Origin of the sequence: Streptomyces acidicola (assembly GCF_009377235.1) — a bacterium.
GTDB classification, from domain to species: domain Bacteria; phylum Actinomycetota; class Actinomycetes; order Streptomycetales; family Streptomycetaceae; genus Streptomyces; species Streptomyces acidicola.
In genome coordinates this window covers 20120-31521 of the sequence record NZ_VMNX01000028.1, presented here as the reverse complement: position 1 = coordinate 31521, position 11402 = coordinate 20120, and the positions used below count along the sequence as shown (strand labels likewise).

The following is an 11402-nucleotide window of genomic DNA, read 5'->3' as shown; positions in this document are numbered from 1 at the left end:
GGGTTCATCACCGTGACGACCACGGTGCGCCCGTTCCGCTTGGCGGCCGCGACGAGCGTGTTTCCCGCGTTGCTGGTGTAGCCGTTCTTGACGCCGATCAGGCCCGGGTAGCGGTCGACGCCCTGTGCGCCCGTGAGGAGGCGGTTGGTGTTCCGGATGGGGTACGTCTCGCCGTCCCCCGGGAACCGTGCCTCGGCCGTGGCGCAGTACCGCGCGAACTCCTTGTTGCGCAGCCCGGCCCGCCCGAACACCGCGAGGTCGTACGCCGACGAGACCTGTCCCGGCGCGTCGTACCCGTCGGGCGACACGACCCGTGTGTCGAGGGCGCCCAGGGCGCGGGCCTTGGCCTGCATCTGCGTCGCGGTGCTGCGCCAGCCGCCGTTGAGCGAGGCCAGGACGTGCACGGCGTCGTTGCCGGAGCTGAGGAAGACACCGCGCCACAGGTCGGCCGCACGGTAGGTGTGGTTCTCCTGGACCCCGACCAGGCTGCTGCCCTCGCCGATGCCTGCCAGCTCCTTGGGCTTGACGGTGTGCCGGGTGCTTCCCGGCACGTTCGGCAGCACGGTGAGCGCGAAGAGCGTCTTGAGGGTGCTCGCGGGCGGCAGCCTGCGGTGCGCGTTGTGCGCGGCCAGCACATTACCGCTGCCGGCGTCGGCCACAACCCACGACAGCGCGGACAGGTCCGCGGGAATCCTCGGTGCCCCCGTCCGTGGCCGTACCTGCGTCCCGGACCGGTGCAGCGACGACCGCTGCCCCGGTGAGGCCGTCGCACGGGTGGCGTCCGGGTCCGCACCCGGCAGCGCGGCGGCGCCCGGAGCCAGGGCCAGCATCCCGATCACACAGGCCGCGGAGCAGAAGGCGGCGGCGCGGGAAGAGAAACCGATGGTCATGGCGTCAACGTAAGAACCCGTGCGCTGTCCCGCCGGGCCACCGGGGCCAGGCGAGTGGATCGAACACCCGGATGCATCAAGGGCCGTGCCGGTGGGGGCGGTGCACAGGGCGGGTGGTGTCAGGAGGCGGGGAGCGTGGGCTGGACCTGGCGCAGGAAGGCCGCGTTGTCCGGTGTGGCGCGCATCCGCTCCAGGAGGGTTTCGAGGGACGCCCGGTCCTGACCGTCCCGCGACCGCAGGGCGCGCCGCAGTCCTCGTACGGCCGTCAGTTCGCCCGCCGACAGCAGGAGTTCCTCGCGACGGGTCCCGGACGGGGTGATGTCGACGGACGGGAAGACCCGCCGGGCGGCCAGGGAGCGGTCCAGGCGGAGCTCCATGTTGCCCGTGCTCTTGAGCTCCTCGAAGAAGAAGTCGTCGGCGCGGGAGCCGGTCTCCACCAGGGCCGTGGCGAGGATGGTGAGCGAGCCGCCCTCCTCGGTCCGTCGTGCGGCGCCGAAGATCCGCTTGGGTCCGTGCAGCGCGGCGGCGTCGACACCGCCGCTGAGGGTGCGGCCACCGGCCGCGGCGGCGTTGTTGTGCGCCCGGCACAGCCGGGTGAGCGAGTCCAGGAGGATCACGACGTCCTCGCCCTGCTCGACGAGGCGCTTGGCGCGCTCCACGACGAGTTCGGCGAGCGCGATGTGCTGCTTCGGCGGCCGGTCGAACGTCGAGGCGTACACCTCGCCCCGCACGGAGCGCCGCATGTCGGTCACTTCCTCCGGGCGCTCGTCGAGCAGCACCATCATGAGGTGGCACTCGGGGTGGTTGCCGGCGATCGCGGCGGCCAGCTGCTGGAGCAGCACGGTCTTGCCGGTCTTGGGCGGGGCCACGATCAGGCCGCGCTGGCCCTTGCCGACGGGCGCGATCAGGTCGACGACGCGTCCGGTGAGACCGCTGGCCCGGTGTTCGAGACGGAGCCGGTCGTGCGGGTGCAGTGGGGTGAGGTCGTGGAAGTGGGGGCGGACGCGCATTCCTTCGGGGGCACGGCCGTTGACCCGCTCGATCTCGGTGAGGGCGCGTCGAGCGCCGCGCACGCCTTCGACGGTGTCGCCCTTGCGCAGGCCGTACCGGCGGATCAGCGCGGCGGGGACCTGTGGGTCGTCAGGGGAGGACAGGCAGCTGTCGGTGCGCAGGAACCCCTGCCCGCCCTGCACGATGTCGAGGACACCCGACACGGGGACCGGGAGCTGCCGCTGGGTGGGAGGGGCTTCGAGTGTGGTGGTCATGGAGGTCCTTTCGGGACTGAGCCGGGCTCAGTGGACAAGTGCATGGGGGGAGGGGGGATTGCCGCGAGGCGGAGTGGTCACGCCTGGGTACGGCCGGACACCACGTCGTCGGGTACGGCGGCGACTGAGCCCTGAGCCCTGAGCCATACGCGAGAGGTGGTACTGCGAAAGGAGGATGAAGCAGAAAACTGTGGAACCCGCACCGGCGCCCACGACGGGGCGAACACACGTGCTGTCGGGAGTGTAGCACCGTTTGGTGGACTCAAGTAAGACGGTCCGTTGGGCGAGAGTCCGTCGACTGGGCTTGGCCAGTACTTGAACCAGGCTTGGACCGTACTTGACCTGCAAGGAAACACTGGTTGGCTTTTTTGTGCGCATTGAACTGCAGGTGTTCGTGAGCCGTACAGGGGAGGGCGGCGATCCGGGCCCCCGAGCCCGGCCCGTCGTGCCACCACCGCGCTTCGCACCGGAAGGACACTCGGGGTGTCGCTCTTCACGCGCTCTCACCAACCGCCTGACACGGACGGGGCAACCGCCAAGGAGGATCACGAACCGTCCGCGCCCCCGGAGGACGGGCTCCGCGACGGCGGCACGGACAACGGCACCGCCGGAGACGGCCCCGGCACAGCCGACCCCCGCACCCCCGGCTGGCGTGCCAAGTACCCCGTCGCCGCCCGTGTCCTTTGGTGGACGGTCACCGTGCTGGCCGCGGCGCTCGTGTTCGTGGCGCTGATGCTGCCGGGCAACGTCGCGTACTTCCAGGCGAAGAGCTTCCTGCGGATACCGGCCGAGCCGATCCTCCTCGCGGCCCTGCTGCTGGTGCTGCCCAGACGGCCGAGACGTGTCCTGGCGGTGCTCACCGGGGTGGGCCTCGCGCTGGTGCTGATCCTGAAGCTGCTGGACATCGGCTTCAACCAGTTCCTCGGGCGAGGGTTCAACGTGGTGCTCGACTGGGGCCTGCTCGACGACGCCGAGTCGTACCTCCAGGACACGGCCGGCGGCGCGGGCGCGCTGGCCGCCGTGATCGGGATCGTCGTCCTGGTCCTGGCCCTGCTCGTCGTGATGCCGTTGGCGGTGGTCCGGCTCGTCGGCCTCATGCACCGCGACCGGCACACCGCGAGCCGGGCCACGATCATTGCCGGAACCGTGTGGATCACCTGCTCGGCCCTCGGCCTCCAACTCATCGGCACCACACCGGTCGCGACCAACAACACGATCGGCCTCCTCCAGGACCGTGCCGCACGCGTGAAGGCGACGCTGAGGGACGAGGCGGCGTTCGCGAAGGAGGTCGAGAAGGACGCCTTCGCTGACGTACCGCCCGACCAGCTGCTGACCGGCCTGCGCGGCAAGGACGTCATCTTCGCCTTCATCGAGAGCTACGGCCGTGCCGCCCTCCAGGATCCGGCCATCGCACCCGGCGTGAACGCCACCCTCGACGACGCCACCGACGACCTGAGCGAGGCCGGGTTCTCGGCGAAGAGCGGCTGGCTCACCTCCGCGACGTACGGCGGCAGCAGCTGGCTCGGTCACTCCACGTTCCTGAGCGGTCTGTGGATCGACAACCAGGACCGCTACCGCACCGTCACCGCCGGCGAGCGCCTCACCCTCCCCGGCGCCTTCCACCGCACGGGTGCCTGGCGGACGGTCGGTGTCGTGCCGGGTGTCCAGTACAACTGGCCGGAGGGCAGGTTCTACGGCCTCGACAAGGTCTACGACTCGCGCGACCTCGGCTACCGGGGCCCGAAGTTCAGCTGGTCCACCATGCCGGACCAGTACGCCCTGAGCGCGTTCCAGCGCATGGAACACGGCAAGAAGCACGACAAGCCGCTGATGTCGCAGATCATCCTGACCTCCAGTCACCAGCCGTGGGCGCCCCTGCCCGAGATGATCGACTGGGACCGCGTCGGTGACGGTTCCGTCTATAAGGCCGTCGAGAAGGCGGGCAAGGACCCGGCGGACGTGTTCTCCGACGGCACCAAGGCGAAGGAGGAGTACGGCAGGTCCGTCCAGTACTCGGTGCGAAGCCTTACGGAGTTCGTGGAGCGGTACGGCGACAAGGACACCGTGGTCGTCTTCCTCGGGGACCACCAGCCGATGGCCCGCGTCAGCGGCAACGGCGCCAGTCATGACGTGCCGGTCACGATCGTCGCCCATGACCAGAAGGTCCTCGACCGGGTCTCCGACTGGGGCTGGTCGGACGGTCTGAAGCCTACGGAGGACGCCCCGGTATGGCGGATGGACCGCTTCCGGAACCGCTTCCTCACGGCGTACGGCCCGCAGAACGGTGCCACCCCGCCCCCGTCGGCGTCCCCGGCGAACCCGTGAGACCGCAGACGGCATGGTTGGCCGAGTGACCTCTTGAGACGGCGCGTACGGCACTGTGAGCATGGGTGCGTCGTACGCGCCAACTCGCCGCTGTGGTCAGGGAGATCGACCGTGGGCACTCCATCGTCAGAGCCGTACCGCATGGACCCGTCCGGCGGCTGCCCGCACGCCGCGAACGCGCGGCTCCTCGCCCGGGGCGCCGTGGCGCCCGTCGTGCTCCCCGACGAGGTGGCGGGCATGGCCGTACTCGGCCACGAGGCGCTGAAGGACGTCCTCGCGCACCCCGACGTCGCCAAGGACGCCCGGCACTTCACCGCCCTGAGAGAGGGCCGGATCGGCGCCGGATGGCCGCTGCGGACCTTCGCGACCGTACGCGGGATGACGACCGCCGACGGCGACGACCACCGACGGCTGAGGTCGCTGGTGAGTACGGCCTTCACCGCGCGACGAGTACAACAACTACGGCCCCGTATAGAGGAGTTGACGGAAGCCCTGCTCGACGACCTCACAGGCGCGGCCGAGGCCGGCGGCGGGGTCGCCGATCTGCGCCGGCACTTCGCGCTGCCGCTCCCGATGGGCGTCATCGGAGAGTTGCTCGGAGTGGACGCGGAGCACCGTGACGCGCTGCACCACTTGTCGAACCAGGTCGTGGCCACCGACATCAGCCCTGAGCAGGCCGTCGCCGCCAACCGCGACCTCGTGTCCCTGCTCGCTCACATCGCCGGCACCCGGGCCGAACGCCCCGGCGACGACCTGACCAGCGCGCTCATCGCCGCCCGTGACGAGGGCGGCGACCGGCTCAGCCAGGAGGAACTCATCGGCACCCTCGTGCTGATGATCATCGCCGGGCACGAGACCACGCTGAACCTCATCACCAACGCCGTACGGGCGCTGTGCGGACACCGGGACCAGCTCGATCTCGTCCGGGGCGGGAGGGTGAGCTGGGCGGACGCCGTCGAGGAGACCCTGCGCTTTGACGCGCCCGTCAGCTACTTCCCGTTCCGCTATCCCGTGCGGGACCTGACGGTCGACGGGACCGTCATCCCCAAGGGGACGCCCGTGCTGGCGGGTTACTCGGCGGCCGGGCGCGATCCCGCCGTGCACGGGCCGGACGCCGAACTGTTCGACGTCACCCGGCCCGGACGGCCCGGAGCCGTACGCCACCTCTCGCTCGGGCACGGCGCCCACTACTGCCTCGGCGCGCCGCTGGCCCGCCTGGAGGCCACGATCGCCCTGGAGCGGCTGTTCACCCGCTTCCCCGACCTCGACCTGGCTGTGCCGGAGACGGACCTCCCTCGTCACTCCAGCTTCGTGGGCAACAGCGTGCAGGCGCTTCCGGTGCGTATCTGATCCCGTGGCCCGCTCGCCGTTCAGTGGCCGACATCGAAGATCCCGTACCCGAAGCCGCGGGCGGTGATCCTGTCGCCGCCGAGCTCCACGCCCGACACCTCCAGGGGGTCTGCGACGGCGGAGCCATACGCCCAACTCGCCTCGTCCCGCTGAGGGTTGATCACCACCAGGTACCGCCCGCCCCGGAGGTACACGAACGGACAGCCCATGTGCAGCACCTCCACCGAGCCGCCCGAGCCGAGCTCGGGGGTGGTGGTGCGCAGCCGGACGAGGCGGCGGACGAGGTGGAGGAGAGAGGCCTCGTCGGCGCGCTGGGCGGCGACGGTGGGGCGGTCGGGGTCCGGGTCGAGGGGCAGGTACAGGTCGTCGGCGGGGGCCGAGGAGAAACCGGCGTTCTCGGTGTCGTCCCACTGCATCGGCGTGCGCGAGCCCGCCCGGTTGTAGCGGGGGCCGAGGACGCTGCCCTCCTTGTCGGGCAGTCCGTCGATGTAGCGCATGCCGATCTCGTCGCCGTAGTAGATCGCCGGGAGGGTGGGCCAGGTGAGCTGGAAGGCGAAGGCGACGGGGAGCTGTTCGGCGGTGCGCGGGCCGCAGTTGAGGCGGGAGAAGTCGTGGTTGGCGGTGGGCAGGGAGATGAACCCCTTGCCTCCGACGGCGGTGGAGGCCCGCTGCCACGCCTCGACGAAGGGGCGGGGTGAGCCCCTGCCGCCGGGGTCGAAGAAGCAGTCGAGCGGGGCCCAGTTCTCGTCGACCGTGCCCTCGCCGTTGCTCCACAGCGAACGCAGGGCGAGGCCGTCGGTGGGGCCGCCGAACTGGAGGAAGAAGTCCGCGTGGAAGCCCGCCGGGACGGAGACCTCGGGCTCGCCCCACTCGGACAGCAGGACCGCCTCCGGGTGCGCGGTATCCAGCCAGTGGCGCAGCTCCGACCAGATCCTGGCGGTCTCGCTCCGGTCCGGGTCGTCCTTGACGAGGGACGAGGCCATGTCGACACGGAAACCCGAGACGCCCAGACGCAGCCAGTGGTCCATGATCGAGCGCAGCGCCTCCCGGTTCGCGCGCGGGCCTTCGGCGTCGACCGGCCGGCGCCACGGTTCGGCCGGGCTCTCGTGCGCATAGCCGAAGTTGAGGGCCGGCTGCGAGTCGAAGAAGTTCGGGAGATACGCGCCCGGGCGGGTGCCGGGGGAGGGGACGAAGCCGTCGGGGCGGCCCTCGGGGGCCCAGATGTAGCGGTGGTCGTCCGGGTCGTTCGCGGAGGCCGTGAACCATGGGTGCGCGTCGGAGGTGTGGCCCGCCACCAGGTCGAGCAGGACACGGATGCGGTGGCGGCGGGCCTCGTCGACGAGTTTGGCGAACTCGTCGTTCGAACCGTAGCGAGGCGCCACGTTCAGATAGTCGGAGACGTCGTACCCGGCGTCGCGGAACGGCGAGACGAAGCACGGGTTGAGCCAGACGGTGTTGACTCCCAGCCAGGCCAGATGGTCGAGATGCTCGGTGATTCCGTTGAAGTCGCCGATGCCGTCGCCGCCTGAGTCGGCGAACGACTGGGGGTATATCTGGTAGAAGACGGCGTCTGCCAGCCAGGCGGGGGCGGGACGGAACGAAGTCATGATGTAACGATAAGTGATCGCGTACGTCTGGCACTGCCCTAAGCTGAAGGTGATGTTCACTCCGCACGGTCCCAGCCTCCGCGAACTGGCTGTTCAGGCGCTGTCGTCCGTCGAGCGCGGATACGACCTGCTCGCGCCCAAGTTCGACCACACCCCGTTCCGTACGCCGGACTCGATCCTTCAGGCGGTGGAGCGGGCCCTGTCCGCCCTGGGGCCGTTCGATCACGGGCTCGACCTGTGCTGCGGCACCGGCGCGGGCATGGGCGTCCTGCGCGCGGTGTGCCGGGAGAGTGTGATCGGGGTCGACATCAGTGCGGGGATGCTCACGGTGGGGAGGGATCAGGAGCCGCGCCCCGCGGAGCCCGGGCCCCGTGTCGCCTGGGTGCGTGGTGACGCGCTGGCACTGCCCTTCGGGCCCGTCTTCGATCTGGTCGTGAGCTTCGGGGCGTTCGGGCACTTCCTGCCGCGCGAGTTCCCGGAGCTGTTCGGTCAGGTCCACTCCGCGCTGCGGCCGGGCGGACGCTTCGCGTTCCCGCTGCCGGCGCCCGCACCGCCGAGCTCCCCCTGGTACTGGGCCCTGCTGGGCTTCGACACGGCGATGCGGGTGCGCAACGCCGTCTGGCATCCGCCGTTCGTCATGTACTACCGGGCCTTCCGGCTCGGGGACGTACGGCGCGAGCTGGAACGCGCCGGATTCGACGTCGAGCTGTACGCGCTGCCCGAGTTCGGGAGTCGGCGTGACGGGAGCCCGCGCTGCCGGATGGTCGTGGCGACACGCAGGGACGACTCCTCTCAGAGGCGTGAGGCCAGCCACTCCAGCTTGGCCGCTTCCTGATAGGGGCCGCCGCCCTCGTGGTCGTTGAAGTCGTAGACCTCGATGTGCTTGTCTCCGGGCGCCCAGGCGTTGAAGGCCGCGAAGACCGTCGACGGCGGGCACGTCTGGTCCTCCAGAGCCGCCGAGAACAGGGCGGGTGCCCGGCCGCGCGCGGCGAAGTGGACGCCGTCGAAGTAGGAGAGTGTGCGCTGGACCTGCCCGGTGCGGCCGCGGTGCGTCTTGAGGTAGTTGCCGATCTCCCGGTACGGGTCGCGGTCCGTCAGCGTCGTCGCGCGCGGGAAGTCGCACAGGAACGGCACGTCCGGGGCGACCGCGGCCAGGTCGGGCACCAGGCCGCCGACCGCGATGGAGATGCCGCCGCCCTGGCTGGCGCCGACCACCGCCGTCTTCGCGGCGTCGACCAGCGGGTGGGACCGGGCCGCCTCCACCGCCCGTACGGCGTCCGTGTACACGCGCCGGTAGTAGTAGTTCTCCGGGGCGTCGACGCCCCGCGTCATGAAACCGGGGAACGCGGGGGCGCCGCCCACCGGGTCGGGTGTGCCGCCGCCACCGCCCCATGCACTGCCCTGGCCCCGGGTGTCCATCACGAAGTGCGCGAAGCCCGCCGACGCCCACAGCAGATGTGTGTGGGGCAGGCCCCGGCCGCCCCCGTACCCGATGAACTCGACGACCGCGGGACGCGGTGTGTCCGCCCACGCCGGCAGGACCAGCCACCCCTTCACCGGGTGCCCGCCGAACCCGGCGAAGGTGACGTCGTACACCTTGACCGTCTTCAGGCGGGTCTCGACCGGTTCGAAGCGTGCGTCGAGGTCGTGTGCGCGCGCTTCCTGGAGCGTTTTCGCCCAGAACGCTTCGAAATCCTCAGGCTCGGGTGAAGCGCTTCGATAACCGCGAAGCTCGTCCAGGGGCAGGTCGAACAGGGCCATGCAGGACCACCTTCGAGGTCAGGGGCGCGGCTGATCACACCGTACGGTGCGATCGCCGCGTGCCGCCAGGGCCGGGCGGTCTGTTCCGCTCACCCTGACCTCGGGTCATCGCCGGTGTCCGGTCACCGCTGGTCGGTGCCGACCAGGGCGCGGACCTCGAACTCCTTGAACGCGTCGGTGGAGGTCGCGTCCTGACCGCGCCCGCCGGTCACGGAGCCGAGCCAGCCCAGCAGGAAGCCCGCGGGGATGGACACGATGCCGGGGTTCTGCAGTGGGAACCAGGCGAAGTCCGCGTCCGGATAGACCGAGTTGGGCTGCGAGGAGATGATCGGCGAGAACACCACCAGGAGCACCGAGCAGAGCAGCCCGCCGTACAGGCTGAGCAGGGCGCCGCGCGCGGTGAAGCCGCGCCAGAAGAGGCCGTACACGATGGCCGGCAGGATGGCCGACGCGGCGATCGCGAAGGCGAGGAACGCCAGTGTGGCCGTGCTCGTGCCCCACGACAGCAGGGCCAGCAGCATGCCCATGACCCCGATGACGACCGCGGCGAGCCGGGCGACGCCCAGCTCCTCCGTCTGCTTCGCCTTCCCCTTGCGGATCACCTCGCTGTAGAGATCGTGGGCGAGGGACGAGGCCGCGGCGAGCGTGAGCCCGGCCGCCACGGCCAGCAGTGTGATGAAGGCGAGGCTGGACAGGAGCGCTTCGAGTACGGCACCGCCGAGCTTGTGCGCGAGCAGCAGAATGGCCGCGTCGCCCCGGGGGTCGACCTCCGCGATGTTCTCCCGGCCCACGATCGCCGTGGCGCCGAGGCCCAGCACACCCGCCATCAGGCAGACGAAGGCGACCAGCCCCACTGCCCACACCACCGAGCCGCGCAGGACGCGGGTGGAGCGCGGGGCGAGCAGCCGCATCATGATGTGCGGCAGCGCGGCGAGGCCGAGCACGATGGCCAGTTGCAGACTGAAGAAGTCCAGCTTGTTGGTGGTCGTCCCGCCGTACCGCAGCCCGGGTTCGAGGAAGCGGTCGCCCAGGGCGCTGTTGTCGGCGGCCGTCGACAGGAGCCTGTCGACGTTCCAGCTGAAGTGCTGCAGCACCATGACGGCGGTGATCGCCACCCCGGCGACCAGCATCACGGCCTTCACCACCTGGATGAACGTGGCACCCGGCATACCGCCGATCGCCGCGTACACCACGACCATGGAGCCGATGACCACCACGCACATCGCCCGCGTCGTCGGACTCGGATCACCGATGAACTGGGTCAACAGGGCGATGCTGCCCACGAGTTGGGCCACCAGGTAGAGAAGGCACACGGCCAGCGTGCACAGCGCGAGCGCCAGCCGGACCGACCGCTGTCCCTGCGGCAGGCGCAGCGCCAGGGTGTCGCCCAGGGTGAACTTGCCGGAGTTGCGCAGCGGTTCGGCGACCATCAGCAGCACCATCATCCAGGCGACCATCGTGCCGCCCAGGTAGAGCAGACCGTCGTACCCGTTCAGCGCGACCAGTCCCGTACTGCCGAGCAGCGTCGCCGCCGACACGTAGTCACCGCACATCGCGAGCCCGTTGCGCAGCGGCGACATGTCACGGTTGCCGAGGTAGAACTCGCTGATCTCGTCGCGCTGCGGTGCCGTCAGCAGCGCAGTGAACAGGGTGACCACGACGACGGACACGAACAGGATGAACGTCAGCCGCAGGCTGAACTGGTCGGCTATGGCAGCCGATTGCGTCACCACGCGCGAAACCGCCTTCCGGCCGCGACGCGGGCCTGCTGCTCCTCCTGCGCACGCTCCTGCTCGCGCTGCTGGGCACGCAACCGGAGGACGAGCGGGTCGACCCGCTCACGCATGTGCCGCACGTAGCACCACGTCGCGACCGCCATGACAAGGAACTGGACGAGTCCGAGCGCCAGCCCGAGGGTGATCCGGCCGAACAACTCCTGGTTCATCAGGGCCGGAGCAAAACTCGACAGCAGAACGTACGAAAGAAATCCGCCAACGGACAGAAGAGCCGCCACCGCGCCGAAGGAGCGATATGCGCGCCGCAGTGAATGGAATTCGGGGTCGTCGTGTATCGCCTGTGAGCCGGCCGGTTCGTACTCGGTGGGTGGAGGCGGGGCATAACCACCATGCGGTGGGTGGTGTTGGGACACAAGCACCTTCTTCGCTGCCTTATGTCACGCACGTGACCCATTCCAGCCGGGAAAA

General features: G+C 70.2%; 8 protein-coding genes and 1 pseudogene. 3 read left to right on the top strand and 6 right to left on the bottom strand.

Going from position 1 to position 11402, the window contains the following annotated elements; translation table 11 throughout:
- Positions 1 to 11 precede the first annotated feature (11 nt).
- Both FPZ41_RS11015 and rho read right to left on the bottom strand, forming a co-directional pair.
- Positions 12 to 830: pseudogene (locus FPZ41_RS11015) on the bottom strand (D-alanyl-D-alanine carboxypeptidase family protein); the annotation flags it as partial.
- Between the two features lie 179 nt (positions 831 to 1009).
- Positions 1010 to 2155, bottom strand: coding sequence for a transcription termination factor Rho (gene rho, locus FPZ41_RS11010; RefSeq protein WP_152861511.1), 1146 nt, complete (start codon positions 2153 to 2155; stop codon positions 1010 to 1012).
- Between the two features lie 483 nt (positions 2156 to 2638).
- Between rho and FPZ41_RS11005 the strand changes: the two genes are divergently transcribed.
- Entirely contained in the window at positions 2639 to 4480 is a 1842-nt protein-coding gene (locus FPZ41_RS11005) for a sulfatase-like hydrolase/transferase (protein ID WP_322620080.1), read from the top strand.
- A gap of 141 nt (positions 4481 to 4621) precedes the next feature.
- Positions 4622 to 5830 (top strand): cytochrome P450 family protein, encoded by a 1209-nt coding sequence (locus FPZ41_RS11000; RefSeq protein WP_152861554.1) that lies wholly within the window; start codon positions 4622 to 4624, stop codon positions 5828 to 5830.
- Between the two features lie 20 nt (positions 5831 to 5850).
- Here FPZ41_RS11000 and FPZ41_RS10995 read toward each other — a convergent pair whose 3' ends face one another.
- Positions 5851 to 7437: an alpha-amylase family glycosyl hydrolase gene (locus tag FPZ41_RS10995; RefSeq protein ID WP_152861509.1), complete on the bottom strand. Its 1587-nt coding sequence runs from the start codon at positions 7435 to 7437 to the stop codon at positions 5851 to 5853.
- A 52-nt stretch (positions 7438 to 7489) separates the two neighbouring features.
- On the opposite strand from FPZ41_RS10995, the gene FPZ41_RS10990 reads away from it, so the two are divergent.
- Positions 7490 to 8272, top strand: a complete 783-nt coding sequence (locus tag FPZ41_RS10990) for a class I SAM-dependent methyltransferase (protein WP_152861507.1) — start codon at positions 7490 to 7492, stop codon at positions 8270 to 8272.
- Here FPZ41_RS10990 and FPZ41_RS10985 read toward each other — a convergent pair.
- The 3 genes from FPZ41_RS10985 to FPZ41_RS10975 form a co-directional block, all read right to left on the bottom strand.
- Positions 8230 to 9198 (bottom strand): acetylxylan esterase, encoded by a 969-nt coding sequence (locus tag FPZ41_RS10985; protein WP_152861505.1) that lies wholly within the window; start codon positions 9196 to 9198, stop codon positions 8230 to 8232. The two genes, FPZ41_RS10990 and FPZ41_RS10985, sit on opposite strands and share 43 nt — an antisense overlap.
- Positions 9199 to 9320: 122 nt before the next feature.
- Positions 9321 to 10931 carry a solute symporter family protein gene (locus FPZ41_RS10980; RefSeq protein WP_322620079.1) on the bottom strand — a complete coding sequence of 537 codons (1611 nt, stop codon included), beginning with the start codon at positions 10929 to 10931 and terminating at the stop codon, positions 9321 to 9323.
- Positions 10925 to 11347 (bottom strand): DUF485 domain-containing protein, encoded by a 423-nt coding sequence (locus tag FPZ41_RS10975; RefSeq protein ID WP_322620078.1) that lies wholly within the window; start codon positions 11345 to 11347, stop codon positions 10925 to 10927. The genes FPZ41_RS10980 and FPZ41_RS10975 overlap by 7 nt, the downstream gene beginning before the upstream one ends.
- Positions 11348 to 11402 lie beyond the last annotated feature (55 nt).

Bases quoted from the DNA above. Each gene is read 5' to 3' on its own strand.
- rho (WP_152861511.1), bottom strand. From the start codon at position 2,155: ATGACCACCACACTCGAAGCCCCTCCCACCCAGCGGCAGCTCCCGGTC.
- FPZ41_RS11000 (WP_152861554.1), top strand. From the start codon at position 4,622: ATGGACCCGTCCGGCGGCTGCCCGCACGCCGCGAACGCGCGGCTCCTC.
- FPZ41_RS10995 (WP_152861509.1), bottom strand. From the start codon at position 7,437: ATGACTTCGTTCCGTCCCGCCCCCGCCTGGCTGGCAGACGCCGTCTTC.
- FPZ41_RS10990 (WP_152861507.1), top strand. From the start codon at position 7,490: ATGTTCACTCCGCACGGTCCCAGCCTCCGCGAACTGGCTGTTCAGGCG.
- FPZ41_RS10985 (WP_152861505.1), bottom strand. From the start codon at position 9,198: ATGGCCCTGTTCGACCTGCCCCTGGACGAGCTTCGCGGTTATCGAAGC.